General features: G+C 46.9%; 16 protein-coding genes. 5 read left to right on the forward strand and 11 right to left on the reverse strand.

Annotated features, from left to right (window positions below):
• Positions 1–77: 77 nt before the first annotated feature.
• From ACQEXU_RS17925 to ACQEXU_RS17940, 4 genes are all read left to right on the forward strand, one after another.
• A complete protein-coding gene (locus ACQEXU_RS17925) occupies positions 78–3,944 on the forward strand; it encodes an amino acid adenylation domain-containing protein (protein ID WP_427011810.1) in 3,867 nt (1,288 codons plus the stop codon).
• Between the two features lie 9 nt (positions 3,945–3,953).
• Positions 3,954–4,190 (forward strand): hypothetical protein, encoded by a 237-nt coding sequence (locus tag ACQEXU_RS17930; protein WP_427011811.1) that lies wholly within the window; start codon positions 3,954–3,956, stop codon positions 4,188–4,190.
• Positions 4,191–4,192: 2 nt separating this feature from the next.
• Complete coding sequence (locus ACQEXU_RS17935; protein WP_427011812.1) at positions 4,193–5,134, forward strand: pseudouridine-5'-phosphate glycosidase; 942 nt, start codon at positions 4,193–4,195, stop codon at positions 5,132–5,134.
• Positions 5,135–5,226: 92 nt separating this feature from the next.
• Positions 5,227–6,015 (forward strand): 4'-phosphopantetheinyl transferase family protein, encoded by a 789-nt coding sequence (locus ACQEXU_RS17940; RefSeq protein ID WP_427011813.1) that lies wholly within the window; start codon positions 5,227–5,229, stop codon positions 6,013–6,015.
• Between the two features lie 24 nt (positions 6,016–6,039).
• Here ACQEXU_RS17940 and ACQEXU_RS17945 read toward each other — a convergent pair whose 3' ends face one another.
• Both ACQEXU_RS17945 and ACQEXU_RS17950 read right to left on the reverse strand, forming a co-directional pair.
• On the reverse strand, positions 6,040–7,407 hold the full coding sequence (locus ACQEXU_RS17945) for an MATE family efflux transporter (RefSeq protein ID WP_427011814.1): 1,368 nt from the start codon (positions 7,405–7,407) through the stop codon (positions 6,040–6,042).
• 68 nt (positions 7,408–7,475) lie between these two features.
• Positions 7,476–8,420 (reverse strand): phytanoyl-CoA dioxygenase family protein, encoded by a 945-nt coding sequence (locus tag ACQEXU_RS17950; protein WP_427011815.1) that lies wholly within the window; start codon positions 8,418–8,420, stop codon positions 7,476–7,478.
• Positions 8,421–8,777: 357 nt separating this feature from the next.
• Here ACQEXU_RS17950 and ACQEXU_RS17955 point away from each other — a divergent pair, with 357 nt between their 5' ends.
• Positions 8,778–9,545, forward strand: coding sequence for a helix-turn-helix domain-containing protein (locus tag ACQEXU_RS17955; protein WP_427011816.1), 768 nt, complete (start codon positions 8,778–8,780; stop codon positions 9,543–9,545).
• A 51-nt stretch (positions 9,546–9,596) separates the two neighbouring features.
• On the opposite strand, the gene fis is transcribed toward ACQEXU_RS17955, so the two are convergent.
• The 9 genes from fis to ACQEXU_RS18000 form a co-directional block, all read right to left on the reverse strand.
• Positions 9,597–9,893: a DNA-binding transcriptional regulator Fis gene (gene fis / locus ACQEXU_RS17960; protein ID WP_000462885.1), complete on the reverse strand. Its 297-nt coding sequence runs from the start codon at positions 9,891–9,893 to the stop codon at positions 9,597–9,599.
• A gap of 153 nt (positions 9,894–10,046) precedes the next feature.
• A complete protein-coding gene (gene dusB / locus ACQEXU_RS17965; protein ID WP_427011839.1) occupies positions 10,047–11,009 on the reverse strand; it encodes a tRNA dihydrouridine synthase DusB in 963 nt (320 codons plus the stop codon).
• 286 nt (positions 11,010–11,295) lie between these two features.
• Positions 11,296–12,183: a 50S ribosomal protein L11 methyltransferase gene (prmA, locus tag ACQEXU_RS17970; protein ID WP_427011817.1), complete on the reverse strand. Its 888-nt coding sequence runs from the start codon at positions 12,181–12,183 to the stop codon at positions 11,296–11,298.
• Positions 12,184–12,315: 132 nt separating this feature from the next.
• Complete coding sequence (gene accC / locus ACQEXU_RS17975; RefSeq protein ID WP_367987498.1) at positions 12,316–13,659, reverse strand: acetyl-CoA carboxylase biotin carboxylase subunit; 1,344 nt, start codon at positions 13,657–13,659, stop codon at positions 12,316–12,318.
• Positions 13,660–13,674: 15 nt separating this feature from the next.
• Positions 13,675–14,133 carry an acetyl-CoA carboxylase biotin carboxyl carrier protein gene (gene accB, locus ACQEXU_RS17980; RefSeq protein ID WP_427011818.1) on the reverse strand — a complete coding sequence of 153 codons (459 nt, stop codon included), beginning with the start codon at positions 14,131–14,133 and terminating at the stop codon, positions 13,675–13,677.
• 61 nt (positions 14,134–14,194) lie between these two features.
• Positions 14,195–14,644 (reverse strand): type II 3-dehydroquinate dehydratase, encoded by a 450-nt coding sequence (aroQ, locus tag ACQEXU_RS17985; protein WP_427011819.1) that lies wholly within the window; start codon positions 14,642–14,644, stop codon positions 14,195–14,197.
• Between the two features lie 353 nt (positions 14,645–14,997).
• Positions 14,998–16,950: an acetate--CoA ligase gene (acs, locus tag ACQEXU_RS17990; RefSeq protein WP_367987495.1), complete on the reverse strand. Its 1,953-nt coding sequence runs from the start codon at positions 16,948–16,950 to the stop codon at positions 14,998–15,000.
• A gap of 199 nt (positions 16,951–17,149) precedes the next feature.
• Positions 17,150–17,782: a 3'-5' exonuclease gene (locus tag ACQEXU_RS17995; RefSeq protein WP_427011820.1), complete on the reverse strand. Its 633-nt coding sequence runs from the start codon at positions 17,780–17,782 to the stop codon at positions 17,150–17,152.
• An 8-nt stretch (positions 17,783–17,790) separates the two neighbouring features.
• Positions 17,791–19,617, reverse strand: coding sequence for a DUF294 nucleotidyltransferase-like domain-containing protein (locus tag ACQEXU_RS18000; protein ID WP_367987493.1), 1,827 nt, complete (start codon positions 19,615–19,617; stop codon positions 17,791–17,793).
• Positions 19,618–19,685 lie beyond the last annotated feature (68 nt).

The following is a 19,685-nucleotide window of genomic DNA, read 5'->3' on the forward strand; positions in this document are numbered from 1 at the left end:
CATTCCATATCGTTATTCGGAGAGAGGGAAAGCGCTTGCCGTATCAATCACAATAAAGGTTTACAGGAACTGACAGGATGGAATTGGAATACGCACATACTCTTCCGTTACCCGATAGCCGGGAAGCGCATCAGGCGGAAGCTCCCAACACTTCGTTATTAACTTTGTTAGAACGCCAGGTCGCGTTGCAGGCTCACCACATTGCGGTTGAAGATCAGCACGTGTCGCTCAGCTATCTTGCGTTTTATCAGCAAATTCAGGCCATCGCGTTTTATCTGGCAGACAAAAATGTGCAGGCGGACAGCTGCATTGGTTTGTTTACGGAAGCTTCGACGCAGATGCTGACAGGGGCTTGGGGCATTCTTGCGTCAGGTAACGCCTACTTGCCACTTTCACCGGAATATCCTGAAGAGCGCATTAAGTACATGGTGAAAGACTCCGGTATTCGCGTGATTTACACACAGGAAGCTTTGAAAGCACAACTGCAGCGCTACGCCCCTGATGGGGTGGTGATTTTCACGGATGCAGATGTTAAAGCACACGCAGAACAGGCGGGTGCCGTGCCGGACATGCCATCAACCCAGCGCCCGACATCATCAAATCTGGCCTACATCATTTATACCTCCGGCAGCACTGGCAATCCGAAAGGGGTGATGATTGAGCACGCCAGCATTGTGAACCAAATGTTGTACCTGCAAGATCGTTTCGGGTTTAACGAGCAAACCGTCATTCTTCAAAAAACGCCGATGAGCTTTGACGCCGCGCAATGGGAAATTCTGGCCCCAGTCTTTGGTGGCAAAGTGGTGGTGGGAGCACCGGGCATTTACCGTGACACGGAAGCTCTGATTGGCACCATCATCCAACGCAAGGTCACTACACTGCAGTGTGTGCCAACGCTGCTTCAGGCTTTGGTGGATGACCCCGGTTTTTACGACTGCTCTTCACTGACTCAAGTGTTCAGTGGTGGTGAAGCCTTAACGGCTCAGTTGTCTCGCCAGTTTTTCGCAGTGCATACCCAGTGCGAACTCATCAATCTGTATGGTCCGACGGAATGCACGATCAATGCGTCGACCCTGATCGTCAATGAGCAAGACGTACAAAACACTCAGGGCGCCATCGCCATCGGTTATCCAGTCAGTGACACGGCGTATTACATTCTTGATGAGCATGGCGCAGAGGTCGGCACGGGTACCATCGGTGAGCTGCATATTGGGGGCGTGCAACTGGCGCGTGGTTACCTTGGACAGCCAGAATTAACACAACAGAAATTCATTGCTAATCCGCTAAGCAGTGCCGAACAGTACCCACGTTTGTATCGGACGGGGGATCTGGCCTACTTCGATGAGAAAGGCGCCGTTCATTTTGCGGGTCGCTGTGATAATCAAGTGAAACTGCGCGGTTTTCGTATCGAGTTGGATGAAATCCGCCACGCGGTTGAAGCGCATTCGTGGGTAAAAAATGCAGCGATGCTGATTAAAGATGATGCGCGAACGGGGTTTCAGAACCTCGTGTGTTGCCTGGAGCTAGACGCGAAAGAAGCGGCATTGATGGACCAAGGCAATCACGGCAATCATCATCAATCGAAAGCCAATAAATTGCAGGTAAAAGCCCAGCTTTCTGGTGGTGGCCGACGTGACGATTGGCGCAATGAACTTGCTTGCTCTCTGCCCGGAAAAAACGGTCAGGCTCAGCGAGAAAAAGCGTTTGCTCGTAAAACTTACCGTTTTTACGATGGCGGCCCCGTCACACAAGCAGACTTGCTCGCATTACTGGCTGCGAAACCTGCGGCACCGTGCTCAACCCCTCTTCGTGATTTGAGCTGGGAAACCTTTGGTGAACTGATGGCGTATTTCAGTGAGTTCATCAGCGAAGAGCGTTTGCTGGCTAAGTACGCTTATGCGTCGCCTGGTGCGCTTTATGCCACACAAATGTATCTGGAAATCCATCATCTCTTTGGTTTGGAATCGGGCATTTATTACTACCATCCCGGTGATCACGCCCTGAGCTTGATCACGCCGCTAAGCCGCGCCAATGAAAGCCAACTGACGATTCATTTTTCCGGAAAGAACAGCGCTATTGAGCCGGTGTACAAGAACAACATTCTTGAAGTGCTGGAGATGGAAGTCGGGCACATGCTGGGTTTGTTTGATGACATTCTGCCCGCATACGGTCTGGCGGTGGTGAACTCAGCCTTTATGCCGGAAACCAAAGCTAGGCTGAATGTGGATTCACAGGATCACTATTTGGGCAGCTTTGGTCTTGGCTCGGCCAATGACGCATCGGAGCTCAGTGATGTGGAACTGCTGGTGCAGTGCCATAACGGTGCGATTGACGGATTGGCGGATGGTCAATACAGCGTCGAACAACACACATTTACTCAGATTTCTGATGCGTTGATTGAGAAAAAACACGTGATTGCCATCAATCAGGAAGTGTATCAGCGCAGCAGCTTTGGCATTGCTATGTTGTATCGTGGTCAAGATGAATGGATGCAGTTCATTCAGTTGGGCAGAAAGCTTCAGCAACTGCAGAGTAATGACATCAACATAGGGTTGATGTCGTCAGGGTACAGTTCCAAATCGGGCAACGATCTGCCTTCGGCCAAAACCATGTCTGGCATCTTGCATCAAGCCGGAAAAACCATGGCACCGTTTTACTTCTGTATTGGTGGCCGAATCAGTGATAAACAAAAAGTGCATGAGGGCATGAAAGAAGACACCGTGCACATGCGTGGCCCAACAGAAATGCTCAAGGACGACTTAGCTCTGCAACTGCCATCGTACATGATTCCGAATCAGGTCATCATTGTCGATAAGCTCCCACTGACCGTGAATGGCAAAGTGGATTACAAGGCGCTGGAATCCTGTGATGCCGTGGTGAATGCGACGACACACAAGCCGTTTGTCGCGCCGGAAGGGGAAACCGAGACGCAAATTGCTGAGTTGTGGAAAGGCGTGATGAAATGGGAATCGGTGTCGGCGACGGATGACTTTTTTGAGTGTGGAGGTAACTCCCTGACTGCGGTGTCACTGGTGAAACAACTTAATCGCACGTTTGATTTGAATCTGCCACTGCAGCTTCTTTTCGAAAAGCCAACGGTGCAAAAACTGGCGCAGTTTATCGATTCGGAAAGTGCCGCATCGTTTTCTCGTTTGATCCGCTTGCATACTGGTGAGCAAGATAATGTGTTCTGCTGGCCGGGTTTAGGGGGGTATCCGATGAACCTGCGCTTGCTCGCTAGTCAAGCCAGTGCTGGACGAAGCTTCTACGGTATTCAGGCGTATGGCATTAATGACGGCGAAGTACCTTATGCCACCATTGCTGAAATGGCGCGTCATGACATCGAAGAGATTCGGCGACATCAGCCACAAGGGCCGTACATCTTATGGGGATACTCCTTTGGCGCGAGAGTAGCGTTTGAAGTGGCGTATCAGTTAGAGCAGGCCGGAGAAACGGTGCAGGATCTGCATTTAATTGCACCGGGTTCACCCATTGTTCAAGGGCTTAAAGAGCAATGCTCAGACAAATCCCCGACCTTTGATAACCCTGCGTTTGTGTCGATTCTCTTTTCGGTTTTTGCCCACAAAATTGATGGACCGGTGCTAGAACGTTGCCTGAACGAAGTAACGACGGAATCTGAATTTGTCACCTTCATTCACGTGCGTTATCCGAATCTCGATTTGGATCTGATTCAGCGCATCATCGCCATCGTGAAACAGACATATGAGTTTGAATACACCTTCCGAGAGTTGCAGGAGCGCGCGATTCAGGCGCCCGTTTCGGTGTATCGCGCTCAGGGTGATGATTACTCTTTCCTTGAACAGAACCGTGATTTTTCCGTCATTCCCCTTCGTTTGGTCGATCTGGATTCGGACCACTACCAACTGTTAAAAGCTACAGGTGTCGGAGAGCTGACGCAGCGCCTGTACACCGATGAGAACTAAGAGGTAAACATGCCCCATATCAGTATCAAGCATTTTCCGCGTCATTTGGACGCGGATGCTCAACAAACCATGGCGCAGAACCTGACGCGAATCATCTGTTCAGCACTGGAATGCCCGCCGAATGTGGTGAGCATAGCGATGGAGCCGGTGGCAGAAGCGCAATGGCAACAAGCGGTGGTTGAGCCAGAAATTATGGCCAAACGTGCCAGCTTAATCCAATTCCCAAATTACGAACAAGGAAAGTAACGATGAACCAGTTTACGAATGCACTGCTAGTGTTTACGCAAGAAGTTAAAGACGCATTGGTGTCAGGAAAACCCATTGTGGCGCTGGAATCGAACGTGATCACACACGGGCTTGATTACCCACAAAACTACGAGACGGCAAAAGCGGTGGAGCAAGCGGTGCGCGACGGTGGTGCGGTCCCTGCGACCATTGGCATTGCAAATGGCAAGTTGTTGATCGGGATGACGGATGACCAAATCCGAGAGTTCGCCACGCAAAAAGGCATTCCGAAAGTCAGTAGCCGAGATCTCGCTCAGGTATTGGCACAAGGCGGCTTAGGGGCCACTACAGTAGCCAGCTCGCTGGTGGCGGCAGAAATGGCAGGAATCACGTTCTTTTCTTCCGCTGGCATTGGCGGGGTGCATCGTGGGGCTGAAACCAACATGGATATTTCGTCTGATTTGATTCAGTTTACGAAATCGCGGATGACGGTTGTCTGTGCGGGTGCGAAGAAGATCCTTGATCTTGGGTTAACGCTGGAGTATCTGGAAACGCACAACGTTCCTGTAATTGCGTACCAGTCTGAAGATTTTCCGGCGTTTTATTGCCAGTCGAGCGGATTCAAGAGCCCGCAAAGTGTCGACAACGCACAGACGTTGGCGGACATCATTGACACCTATCGTCAGCTACCTGGCGGCGGCAGCGTGCTGGTGACTACGCCAACCCGAGATGAAGATGCCATCGACAGCGATGAAGTGGAGCAAATCATTCAGCAAGCCGTCATCTCCGCGGAAAAAGAAGGGGTGGTTGGCAATGGCTTGACGAAATACCTGATGAAAAAAGTGGACGCCGCCACATCGGGACGCTCAGCACAAGCGAACATGGCTGTGCTGATTAATACCGCAAAGGTAGCAGGGCAGCTAGCGTACGCACATAACAAAGTGATGGATAAAAGCGCAGCGTGATGTTTTGTATTGATTGTTAAGCAATAAGCCTGAGCGGAGCACAATGACTCCGCTCTTTTATATAACAATTTTAATAATACTCAGGTAAACATGTGGTGAAAGTAACATCCAAAAAGATAGAAACAGGTTTGGCATTAGGTATAGGTGAAACACATATATGGTATTCGGACATTCACATGGTCGCCAGCAGTGGAATGCTTTCTTGTTATACCCTGTTGTTAAATTCAGATGAACGTTCCCGTTTAGAGCAACTCTGTGATAATAAGGTACGATGTCAATACCTAGTAGCGAGAGCGTTATTACGTTCTACATTGACTCTGTATTTTCCATTGGTGTCTGAAACGGATTGGCAATTTTCAACCAATGCTTATGGTAAACCATACATCACTAATGTCGGTTATGAGGACGTATTTTTTAATCTATCGCATACTGAAAAAATGGTGGTGTTAGCGATAGCCCATAAACAAGAGGTTGGAATCGACATTGAGCATTTGGATACGGCGATAGATTGTATGGAAGTTGCCAGTGCTTTTTTTCATCCTGACGAAATCGAAAGGTTAAATGTGTCTACTCCTGAACTTAAAACAAAGCATTTTATTCAAATGTGGACCTTGAAAGAAGCGTACGTTAAAGCGCGTGGAAAGGGGCTATCTCTGCCTTTAAATAGCTTTGCGGTAGACTTAACATTGCCCTATAAACTTGTGAATCACGGTACAAATGGGGCAGTTACCAAGTACTGGCATTTTTGGCAAAAACAATTGGAGCACCGACATATAGTAGCTATGGTGCAGGCCTCTGAAGAAGCATGCTTCATACCACAAGTGAAGATCAGGAAATCAATCCCCCAATTGCAAGCTCGCCAACCATATGCTGCTGATTGATTAAAAACGATGGGGAATTGCTATCTAGGTAAAAATGGGCGATGCATTTTTCCACTTGCCATACCGCCATCGTCTTAAACAGATAGCGCAGCGTAGATATTCGTCAATCAAGAGTGCAACCCAAACGCCAATTAAGCCATAGTGCAATGGTATGGCAAACAAGTAGACCAATGGTAGGCAAACACACCACATACTGATGATGGATAGCGACACGGGATAACGCGCATCACCAGAGACGACAAGACTATTGACCACCACCATATTGATGGCTCCAGCTGGGTGACGCAGTAAATCAATGGCCAAAAGAGTGGCTCCTAGAGCAAGGATATCTGGGTTATCGGTAAAGATACGAAAGGCGTAATTTGAGCCTAGCCAAATAAGCAGAAGCATTGCCGCACTGCCGGTCACACTGATAAAAATACTTTGTCGGATCTGCTGTTCGATTTGCTGATACGATCGTGCGCCCAGCAAGTGAGAGACGATGATCCGGTTCCCGACCCCGATAGCTTGGGAGAAGATCACCGGGATCAGGATCAGGTTCAGCGTGTAGATACGAGTTGAGATCGCTAATGCACCTAAAGAAATCACAGTGACGGTAATAAAAAAGCGGTTGAGTTCATAAGACATCGGCTCCATGGTCGCGGGAAGGCCAATTTTCAAGCACTGCTTTAGGTAGGTTTTCATATCGCGCCATGAGCCACTAAAGTCGAAGTTGACCTGTTTTTTAACGTGAACAAAATACATCACGAATGCTAAACCAACGAGGTAAGAAATTGCAGACGCGAGCGCAACATATTCCACCCCAGTGAGCCCCAGTCCAACATTGCCAAACAAGAACAGCATATTGAGAAGAATATTCAATCCATTTGCCAGCAAGGTGGATAGCATGTTGAGCTGGGTCCAGCCATTGACGTTTAAGATACTGCCATAGCCAATTTGAACGGCTTTGATCAACAATGCTGGGGTGAAAATCAGTAAGTATGCGGCGGTCAGGTGGTTCATTTCATTGTTCAGACCCATCCAACTACCAATATGTTGGTGCAGCATTAAATAGGCTGCCATGACGGCCAAACCCACAATGAAATTGAATACAACGGTATAGAGATAGTTTTTAGGCAACTGCTGATTGAGATTAGCTCCGAGCATCTGCCCCAAAACACCGGTTGTCCCGATAGAGAGTGAATGCAAGATCACGATAGGAATGACGATGACGGGCATTAATGTTCCGATGGCTGCCGCAGACTGCTCTGAAATCTGGTTGAGAAATAGCACATCAGTGAAGTTGATCAGATAGGTCAGCAAGACTTCGAGAAAAATGGGCCAGGTGATCCGTATCAGCCCTTTCTCCACGGCCTCAGTATTATGTAGTGGCTTCACGTCCTTATGTTTCACATTGTCTCTCTTTATTTTTTGTTATTGAAGGAGGTGCGGGGCAGTCATTTACCCCGCAATGTTCTAACTTACCAGCGGTCAACACCTAGCAGCTTTCGTCCGAGTGGGGTGAGCTCTGGTCGTTTGTAGGGCTCTGGATCCATCTGACCTTTTAAATCGCGATGACACTCTGGTGCGCGCATATCCATAAAGCATTCGATGCGTTGTGCTCGGTCTTGAATAATTTCCACCGGAATCGCTTCAGGATCTTCCGCCTTAAACATACTCACAAATTGGACGAAGCGTGGTTTGTGATAGTGGTTGCTAACGCAGCCATGGGGTAAGCGTGCATCCCAAATGATTAAGCTGCCCGCCGGTGCTTCAATCGGCACGATATCGTCACTGGAGAAGTCCATAACCTCTTCAAGGAACAGCCCCTTTCTGTGAAAGCGATTTAGCTTATCCATATGAGGGAATGTCCCTTGCTTAATTTGTTGAAAAACCTGTGGCACACACGCAAATGCACCTTGCTTGGCATTTGTATCGTTGAGGTAGATAAGCCCTTGATAAAGGTGGTTTGGTTTTTGACGGAAATCGTAATCCCAGTGCATTGGGTTGGCATCCTCACCATAGGCTTCTAAGTCGTAGCGACATGGTGGGCGAAAGGAAGCGCGATCCATGGTGACCCATAGCTGCTCTTCTTCTAAAAGGTGACGAAATGTTTGATACACACGTGGATTTTGTCGGATATCCCAAAAACTGGGATGCTGATGCATCGGAACCAAGCCAATGGCGTTGAGAGGTTCAGCTTTGTACCATGTTGAAGGTTCTGATTGTTTGACTTGCAAGAAGTCACAGATTGCCTCTATGGCATTGGCACATTGCTGATCTGAGATGACATTTTCGACAACAGAATAGCCGTTGCGCTCGAGATCATCCTTATGTTTTTGAGTGAGGAATGGGGCTTCAAAAGGTAGCGGAAAGTCTACCGAAACAGGCTCTCTTGTTGGAGAGTTTGTATTGATTAATTGCATTATAGTTTTAACCTAGATTACTGACATTGATATTTTTGTCGCTATGTTAAAAGGCTAAGCAGTTCGGTAACAGGTTGGAAAGTAACAGTTTAGTTGATAAATAGTGATCGCTTTCTTCGGTTTCGATTACCAACAAAGGCAACATTTGTCGTGAGATAAGCTGAGAATTGTCCCGCATTGATGAACTAATACCTTGCTTAACTGATTAATTAGTAAGGGAATTCATATAGTATTTGGATGGTACATTCCAAGATGTAGGGAATTCTGTTGGACTATTTTTGTTTTGAAAAGATAAACGCCATATCGTCACCGCAGCGCTTGTATATCGATAGCTCGATATTTGCTAAGCAAATGGGATTGAATCTGATTAAATACCGAAAAGCGACGGTGAGTAGCCAATCTTTAATGGCGAAAGCATTCGGTGTTTCTTTAGCGCAATATCGGAAGTATGAAAAAGGGGTCGATCTTCCTAAAATGCATTCTGTGGCGCGTTGGTCCATCATTACTGGTGCTCCAGTGTATTTACTGCTCTCTGATACTGAATACGCGCCGTATCTCAACCTGTCTCATTGTTATTGGCAGCACTCGCCATTCTTTTGCACTGTTTCGCATGCTAATGAAAACACGTTCCAGTCGCTGCTCAGTTTAAGCAAGGAGATCATGGGAAATCGAGAGGTTAGTGAACCTTACCCACACAAGGTTCCGAGTTTGCTGGATGTTTTACAGGACATTGATAGCCACTATTACGTCAAAGTCGCACGTAATATGAAGTTCATTCGCCAGCACCTTGAGCTGACTCAAGAGCAGGTGTCAGAGCTGTTGGATATCTCTGATACCACTTATCGCCAATACGAAAAAGAAGTGAATCAACCGCGCATCCCTTTCTCATTCTTTGCCTTATCCCACGCAATTTTCCAACTGGATGATCAATGGAATAAAACCGGCTCTTCAGATTTTGCTCGTTTTAATCACCGGAAGCACTGGCGTTTAGAGCAGCTTATTCCTTTGATTAACCAAGCAGACAGCGATCAACTTGAAAAGGTCAAAACCTTATTTAACTCTGTGGCGAAAGGGTTGATAGAAGAGCAGTTGCAACATTCATTAAGTGAGTATTGTCAGACATAAAAAAAACGGCGCATTACGCGCCGTCTTTTTATGTGCTACTGCAGGAACCAATTAGTTCATGCCGTATTTTTTCAGTTTCTTGCGAAGAGTACCGCGGTTGATACCCATCATAGTCGCTGCGCGAGTTTGGTTACCGCGAGTGTACTGCATGATGGTGTCTAGTAGTGGCTGTTCAACTTCAGCTAGAACTAATTCGTATAGTTCTGTTACTTCCTGGCCGTTTAGTTGTGCTAGGTAGTTTTTAAGAGATGCTTTAACAGAATCACGTAAAGGCTTTTGAGTGATTTGATCTTGTGACGTCACTGTAGTTACTGTTAATGCTTCTGAAGTCAGATTTTGTTCGAACATATTCGGTCTAGCTCTTCTCTAATTATGATGCAACGTTATGCCTGTCATATTTGTCGTTGCAGCGTTGTTGACTGAATAAATGCCTCTATTCAAATAGAAAACCTATGTTCATAGAGCTGAATTTATTTGTCGCCTCGCTGAAACTTCAACTATCTAGGCTAAATCAAAGTAACCTTCTAACGCTTCAAGTTGCAGCTCTGCTGCGTCAATAGCGTTGAAGGTACGGCGAAACTCACTCGCTTGTTCATGTTCTTTTAGGTACCAGCCAACGTGCTTACGCGCGATGCGAGGACCCAAATACTCTCCATAAAAGTCATGCAGAGCGTTTACATGGCCAAGCAGGATGTCTTTCACTTCCTCTAAAGGAAGTTCAGGCATAGTGGTGCCGTTTTCCAAATAGTGTTGGATTTCCTGAAAAATCCACGGACGACCTTGGGCAGGGCGTCCAATCATTAAAGCGTCTGCACCGGTGTACTCCAGTACAAATTTGGCTTTTTCCGGGCTATCGATATCACCGTTAGCAATAACCGGGATGGAAATCGCCTGTTTTACCGCTTTAATGCTGTCGTATTCTGCCTCTCCTTTGTACATACAGGCTTTGGTTCTGCCATGCAGAGCAAGCGCTTGTATGCCGCAGTCTTCGGCGAGTTTAGCGATTTGGACACAGTTTTTATTTTCTGTATCCCAGCCAGTTCGGGTTTTGAGTGTCACAGGGACATCCACTGCTTCTACTACTGCTTTCAGCACCTGTTCAATGATGTCTGGAAACTTGAGTAGTGCAGAGCCGGCTAGCTTCTTATTCACTTTTTTAGCTGGGCATCCCATGTTGATGTCGATGATTTGCGCACCGTTTTCAACACTGAACTGAGCAGCCTCAGCCATTAGCTTTGGATCAGAACCCGCAATCTGTACCGAGCGAATGCCCGATTCACCCTCATGTACCATGCGTTGTTTTGATTTTGATGTTTTCCACAGCTTAGGGTTCGAGGACATCATTTCACTGACGGCCATTCCCGCACCATAGCGAAGACACAACTCACGAAACGGTCTATCGGTGACGCCGGCCATTGGGGCCACGATGAGATTATTCTTAAGTTGATAGTTTCCGATTTTCAAAACATCAATCACAGTTCTGTACCAGCAAGGGCGCGCATTTTACGCATTTTTTTACTGCGTGAAAAGACTATTATTTGAGCATTTACAATTTGTTTTTGTAAATTGTATGAATTTCAAACAATTATCCGTTATCGCGATCCATGCAATTTAATAAACTGATGGCTGAAACGTAAAAATTGCCAATAACAGAGCAAAAAATGCCAATTTGTGGTAGCACAAGAAATAAGCATTTTATGCTGTCATTGGCACTAATTCGTAGCCAATTACATGGTTAGTCAGGGGTGTATTACGCGTTTTTTTGACCTGAAATTCGACACCATTCGCTTTGTTCAACGATTGGGTCAATGGTCATTTCATCGCGGTAATAGTTAGCGACATCTTCTGCTTGAGTGTCTAAGACACCAGACATTGCCAATTGGCCATTTGGTTTGACAAGGCCTTTAATGATAGGAGAAAGCTCACGTAGTGGCCCTGCAAGAATGTTGGCAACCACGACATCGGCAAGCAAACCTTCAGGTTGATCTTGTGGTAGGAATACTTCTAATTGCTTAGCAACACCATTGCGCTCTGCATTATCTTTTGAAGCCAGCAGTGCTTGCGGATCAATATCGATCCCAATGACTTTAGCGGCGCCAAGTTTGATCGCTGCGATCGCGAGGATGCCAGAGCCACAACCGAAGTCGATTACGGTTTTACCAGACAGATCCAGGCCTTCGAGCCACTCAAGACACAGTGCTGTGGTTGGGTGTGTTCCGGTACCAAATGCTAGACCAGGATCGAGCATCACATTGACAGCATCCGGCTCAGGGATATCACGCCAGCTTGGGCAGATCCACAGACGTTCACCAAACTTCATTGGGTGGAAGTTATCCATCCATTCACGTTCCCAATCTTTGTCTTCTAGTTGCTCCACTTTAAAGGCGAAGCCTTCAGGAAGTAACTGGCTGAGCTTGGCTTGTTCAATGATGAAATCAGTGTCCGCTTCCGCGTCATACAGAGCCAAGATATCGGTATCACCCCAAAGGCGAGTTTCACCCGGAAGTGGTTCAAATACTGGCGTGTCGTGAGCGTCTAGGAAAGTGACAGACAAAGCGCCCGTTTCTTCCATTAACATATCGCCGATCTGTTCAGCATTTTCATTGGTCGCATTGAGTTTGATTTGAATCCAAGGCATGAGTATGAGCTCTTAACAATTAACTTTGGCGCAGAGTGTAGCAGAAGTGCACTCGTTGTTTGAGTCTAAGGTGGTGACAAAATAAAAAATGCCCACCGAAGTGGGCATTTTGAGTAAGAATAACAGTAACGCTTACTGTAGACCGAGTTTCTTCTCTAGGTAATGAATGTTGGCACCACCGTGTTGGAAGTTTTCATCATTCATAATGCTTTCTTGTAGAGGAACGTTAGTCTTAATACCTTCAACAATCATCTCACCCAGTGCGTTTTTCATGCGTGCAATCGCAACGTCACGGTTCTCACCGAATGTGATCAGTTTACCGATCATTGAATCGTAGTGAGGTGGCACTGTGTAGCCTGTATAGATGTGCGATTCCCAACGAACACCCATGCCGCCTGGAGCGTGGAAGCGTTCAATCTTACCTGGTGATGGTAGGAAGCGCTCTGGGTCTTCTGCGTTGATACGACACTCAATCGCATGGCCACGGATCTTAATGTCATCCTGAGTGAACGACAGAGGTTGACCCGCTGCTACGCGCAGTTGTTCTTTGATAAGGTCAACGCCAGTTACCATTTCTGTTACTGGGTGCTCTACCTGAATACGAGTGTTCATTTCGATGAAGTAGAATTCGCCATTTTCGTATAGGAATTCAAAAGTACCTGCACCGCGGTAACCGATCTCGATACATGCACGAGTACAACGTTCACCGATGTACTTACGCATCTCTTCAGTGATACCTGGAGCTGGTGCTTCTTCAACAACTTTCTGGTGACGACGTTGCATTGAACAGTCACGCTCACCTAGGTGGATTGCACCACCTTGGCCGTCAGCAATCACTTGAACTTCAACGTGACGAGGGTTTTCTAGGAATTTCTCCATGTAAACCATGTCGTTGTTGAATGCCGCTTTTGCTTCAGCACGAGTCATTGCGATTGCTTCAACGAGTTCACCTTCAGAGCGAACAACACGCATACCACGACCACCGCCGCCGCCAGAAGCTTTGATTATTACTGGGTAGCCAATACGTTTAGCGTGTGCTTTGTTTTTTGCTTCGTCGTCGTCCAGTGGACCGTCAGAACCTGGTACACAAGGAACGCCCGCTTTCTTCATTGCAGTGATCGCTGATACTTTGTCACCCATCATGCGAATAGTGTCAGCTTTAGGACCAACGAAGATGAAGCCGCTGCGTTCAACTTGTTCTGCAAAATCTGCGTTTTCTGACAGGAAGCCGTAACCCGGGTGGATTGCTACTGCGCCAGTCACTTCTGCAGCAGAAATGATGCGAGGAATGTTTAGGTAGCTGTCGATACCACGAGCAGGACCGATACAGATTGCTTCGTCTGCAAGCAGTACGTGTTTTAGGTCGCGGTCAGCTGTTGAGTGAACAGCGACCGTTTTAATACCTAGTTCTTTACATGCGCGAAGAATTCGAAGTGCAATTTCACCTCGGTTCGCGATGACTAATTTATCTAGCATAAGAGAGAGCCTCTATTATTCGATAACAACAAGTGGTTGGTCGAATTCAACTGGTTGGCCGTCTTCAACTAGGATAGCGGTAACAACACCAGACTTGTCAGCTTCGATTTGGTTCATCATTTTCATTGCTTCAACGATACATAGCGTGTCGCCAGCGTTAACTGATTGACCAACTTCGATGAAAGATTTCGCGTCTGGACTTGGAGAACGGTAGAAAGTACCTACCATTGGAGAAAGAACTTGGTGGCCAGTTGGAGCCGCCGCTGCAGGTGCTGCTGCTTCTGCTACCGGTGCTGCCGCCGCAGTTGGTGCTGGTGCCGCTACAGGTGCAGGCGCGTACTGAACAGGTGCCGCCGCTGCAGCTACACCATTACGGCTGATGCGTACAGACTCTTCACCTTCAGAGATTTCTAGCTCAGCAATGCCAGACTCTTCAACTAACTCGATAAGCTTCTTGATTTTACGGATATCCATGTTTCTTTCTCTTTTATCTTGTGAATAAGACAGCCCTTACTGGGCTGCAGAGTGTGTTGTGTTACTGTGCCTGCAAATGGTTTATGGCAGCAGACAGAGCGAATTCATAACCTTGTGCGCCCAAGCCGCAAATCACTCCTTGCGCTTTATCAGACAGGTAGGAGTGATGACGAAATGGTTCACGGGCGTGCACATTCGATAAGTGCACTTCGATAAATGGGATAGCAACACCAAGCAGGGCATCACGTAATGCAACGCTGGTATGGGTAAAAGCAGCTGGATTTATAATAATAAAATCGGCTTTACCATAATTGGTATGGATTGCTTCAATCAGTTCATACTCACGATTGGACTGAAGATGTTCTAATTCAACATCGGCCTGATCCGCTTGTTCTTTTAGCTTGTCAATGATCTGATCAAGAGTTTGAGAACCGTAATGTGCCGGTTCACGTAACCCTAAAAGATTAAGATTAGGACCATTTAGGACAAGAATTCGTGATTTTGCAGCCATTGTGTCGACAACTTCCTATTTCGTGATACGAACTGGAATATTCCCATATTATCGGGTATTCAGGCTAATTTTTTGTATTAAAAGTTAGCCAATATTACTAAATAGACCCAGATTATAGCTAATTCAACGCAAATCGCAGCAAATTACTGGTCTAATCTCCCGATTGTAGAGCTGATTTTTGTAACCAAGATAACAAAAAAACAATTAACCATGACTAATGTGTGGTTAAAAATGTGCGAAAGTGGGAATTATTCTTAAGGAGTAGACAGTTAGTGTCAGCATGACGGTAAATTGCGGAAATAAAAAACCGCCACATGAAGTGGCGGCATGACAGGAGCGTGATGCTCTTTGATTTAAACCAGTTCGGCTTTCTCTGCGATCAGTTTATCAACCACACTTGGGTCTGCTAGCGTTGAAGTATCACCCAAGTTACTGGTATCACCGGTTGCGATCTTACGTAGGATACGGCGCATGATCTTACCTGAACGAGTTTTTGGTAGAGAGTCAGTCCAGTGCAGGACGTCTGGTGTCGCAATTGGACCTATTTCTTTACGTACCCAATCTTTTACTTCCTTATGCAGCTCTGCGCTTGGGATCTCGCCATCATTCAGAGTGATGTAAGCGTAGATCGCCTGACCTTTAATATCGTGTGGGATCCCGACGATTGCTGCTTCGGCAATTTTGGAGTGTGCTACTAGTGCCGATTCTATTTCAGCCGTACCCATACGGTGACCTGAGACATTCAATACATCATCAACACGACCTGTGATCCAGTAGTATCCGTCTTCATCACGGCGCGCACCGTCACTGGTAAAATACATGCCTTTAAAGGTTGAGAAGTAAGTCTGTTCAAAGCGTTCATGGTCACCATAAACCGTGCGCATTTGGCCAGGCCATGAATCAAGAATAACCAAGTTTCCTTCTGCTGCGGTCTCTTCGATGATGTTGCCCATGTTATCGACAAGTGCTGGCTGAACACCAAAGAAAGGACGTGTTGCTGAGCCCGGTTTTAGATCCGTCGCCCCTGGTAGTGGCGCAATCAAAATACCACCCGTTTCGGTTTGCCACCATGTATCAACAATCGGAGATTGCTCATTACCTATGGTTTTGTAGTACCACTCCCACGCTTCAGGGTTGATGGGTTCACCAACCGAACCCATGACACGTAGGCTAGAACGAGATGTTCCTTCAACAGCTTCATTACCTTTTGCCATCAGAGCGCGAATCGCGGTTGGAGCCGTATAAAGGATGTTCACTTGGTGTTTATCGACCACTTCACTCATGCGAGCGGTGCTTGGGTAGTTTGGCACGCCTTCAAACAAAATAGTTTTTGCGCCATTGGCGAGTGGACCGTAGATGAGGTAAGTGTGGCCTGTGATCCAGCCAACATCAGCAGTACACCAGAATGTTTCCCCTTCTTGATAATCGAAAACATACTTAAACGTCATTGTAGCGTAAACCAAATAGCCACCCGTTGTGTGCAGTACGCCTTTTGGCTTGCCTGTCGACCCTGACGTATACAGAATGAACAGTGGATCTTCTGCTTTCATCTCTTCTGGTGGGCAATCTTCAGAAACATTCGCAGTCGCTTCATGCCACCAAACATCGCGGTGTGAATGCCACTCAACGTCACCACCGGTGCGTTTCAGCACCACAACTTTGTTGATGGTTTTGACTTCTGGGTTGGTTAGCGCTTCATCTACGTTCTTTTTCAAAGGAACGGCACGGCCACCACGAACCCCTTCGTCGGCGGTGATCACGACTTTCGCATCAGAATCGATGATACGACCGGACAGTGCTTCTGGTGAGAAACCACCGAAGACCACCGTATGTACAGCGCCAATACGAGTACATGCCAACATGGCAATCGCTGCTTCAGGCACCATTGGCATATAAAGGCAAACCACGTCGCCTTTGTGTACCCCTTGCTCTTTTAGTGCGTTCGAGAACTTACACACTTCTTTGTGCAGCTCATTAAATGTCAGTGTTTTATCGTCTGCTGGGTCGTCACCTTCCCAGATGATAGCAACATCATCGCCACGCTCCGCGAGATGGCGGTCGATACAGTTTGCTGACACATTTAGAGTGCCGTCTTCAAACCAGCGAATATCAACGTGACCTGTATCGAATGAGGTATTTTTGACTTGGGTGAACGGTTTAATCCAATCAACAATTTTTCCATGCTCGGCCCAGAAGCCCTCTGGATCACGCACAGACTGTTGGTACATGGCTAGATAAGTTTCATTATCCGCGTGGGTGTTTGCTTTAATATTTTCTTTTACCGGATAAACGTGGGCTTCACTCATTGCTTCTCTCCTTGTGCCGAATGCCTTGTGAACTGAGCAAGTTTCCTGATGGCTTGATGCGCATCCTCGGAATGTCCATATGGGTATAACTCTCTGCCACACGGCATGAATCCACAATTAGACTTTAGGATGAGAGAGAGGAATATGCTGGAAATATAAAGAGTTATGCTTTGTTCTGAGACGCAGATCGGATCTGTTGTTAGCGGGTATAAGGGAAGTTTATGTGGGGAAGATCACCTTTTGTCAGGCGGACAAAGACCAAAGCGGCGGCAATGGCATCTTGCAGTGCATCGTGTTTGTTTTGTAGTGGTAGGTCGAGATGTTTACAAATTGCGTCCAGACTTAAATCAAAATAGGCATTGGGTAGATGACGTTCGAGCTTGTCATGATAAATCTGACTCACTTCTACCAAGGGGTTAGGTAATGGGAAGCCTAAATGACGACGACAAGCGAGATCGAGGATCTTTTTGTCATAACGAATGTGGTAGCCGACTAAAGGACGATTGCCAATAAATGCCAGTAGTTGAATTAAGGCTTGTTTCTCATCAATTCCATCTACTAGGTCTTGGTGCCGTATATGGTGGATTTTGACTGAGCCAGAGTCGAGTGATTGCGGCGCGCGCAGATGGACTTCAAATGGGGCGCTGGTGATGATGCGATTATCGATAATTTTGGTGGCGGCAATGGTTACCAGTTCGGCTCGGTTAGGGTCCAAGCTGGTGGTTTCACAATCGAGTGAGACATACTCACCCTTAGCAACGACTCCAAATAATGGGCGATATGGTGAGTTTTTGAGTTTGAGGTACCAAAGTTTTCTTGTTAGCCAATTCATAAAATACCTCAATCACGAATTTGATAGTGATAACCAAGGAACTGTTTGAATTTCTTCACGACGTGCAGACTATGACGCAGTAAGTCACGTTCAGTTCGTTCCAGTGTTTTGAGGTCGATGCGGTTGTGACTGTGTTGATGAGACAGTTGTTGTGCAAGGCGCAGCTTGAAAAAGAGTTTCAGTGCTTCGCTGAGATTATCGGCAGTGTCTGGTTCAAGAATTCGTTTCTGGCGCAATACTTCAATTCGGTCGAAGGTGTTTTTTTCACTCACCGCATATTCCAATGCGAGTGCACGGATGCCATGTACTATCGGGAAAATCCCGCCACGTTTGAGATCCAGTCCTTCTTTGTCTTTTTTGACGTTACCAAACAGTGTCAATGGAATTGAGAATTGCAGCGCAGGGCGGGTGAATTCTTGTAGTACCAGCATTTTATTGGTCATTAACTGGTGCAGGTGTTGACTGATCGGGGTCAGCAAGTCTCTGTTACCTGCGACTGCGTGGGCGTCTGCTACGATGGCGAGATCCATCACCTGATCGGGTGCGGCGGCCTGCACCCAGCCAGAGATGGTGGACATCCATTCATGTTGAGATTTAACCCATTTAGGATTGTTGACCATGACATTACCTGGGCAAAGCGGGTAACCCAATTGTTGAAGCGTATGGGTAAAGTTATCCATGATCTGAGCACACTGCGGCCACTCTAAAACGTCTTCGATGATCAGTGCATTGTCTTGGTCAGTTTTTAAAATTTGCTCCCCTCGGCCTTCTGAGCCTAAAACGATCAAACAACAGTGATCGTGAAGGGCCGGGGGAACAATGAGTTCAAAAGCTTTCTCGATAATTTGTTCATTAACAGCAGAAATGAGTTCCATGATAAAGCGTGTGCGGATGCCGTTAGAGAGTAGGCTTTCAACGAGTTGGCGCTGTTTGTTCGAGGCCAATGCCAATTCCTCAATGCTGCTGGCCCTTGCAATGCTCAGAGTTAATACATGGGAATGGGTTGAGAAAGCACTGAGGATCTGGGTCATATCGAGCATGCCCACAGCTTCTTTACCATCACAGACCATAACGCGCTTCATCCGATTTCGAGTCATGGTGATCATGGCATTGAATAGGAAGTCACCATCATCGACATGAAAAACTGGAAACGTTGCTATCTCTCCTACGGGAGTATCAAGAGGGTGCTGATCCAGCATCACCGCATGCAACATATTGGTTCGCGTGACGATGCCATACGGGAGCTCATTGGGGTGTTGCAAGATACGCGGATCATTCGAATCCAGCTCTATCAAGGCGGAATCGACACCGTTCTCTTTTAACTGGCGCGTGACGGCATTGATCGGCTCTTGATGGGAAAGGATCATCGGTGGGTGATAAATACTTTTATCCACCTTAGTTAAAATAAACTCGGCTAGATTTTGCTGTTGTTGCGCGGCTTCGATTAACTCTTGTCGGCGTGCTAGGTTGTTGTCGAAATACGCAGCGAATTGGCCGTTTTCATTATATAGCTCGAGAAAAATCGACTTAGGCAGCAAATAGGATAAGGTATCTTCTAGCGCTATATAATGGTGCCGGCTTGCGCCTTCAAAAAGGGAACGGACATCAAATAAATCATCATTGGCGTAGTGGGCGAAGACTTCTTTTCCAGTTTCATCGCGTTCTTCGACGGCGCCTTTGATCAGAATGTGTAGATGTTGACTTTCTGCACCGGTCATCAGGATCACGTCTTTTTCCCGATAGTAGGCGACATCCAACGACGAACGCAGCTTAGTTTGTTGTGCCTGCGTGAGTCGATCGAATGGAGGGGACTGCATGTTAAATTTATCTGGCATTCTACACGCTCCGGTGATGTAACGACCGTTTCCATTAGTGTGACAAATTATGCTTGTCTTACCAGACG

The organism is Vibrio sp. TRT 21S02 (assembly GCF_050113675.1).
GTDB lineage: Bacteria > Pseudomonadota > Gammaproteobacteria > Enterobacterales > Vibrionaceae > Vibrio.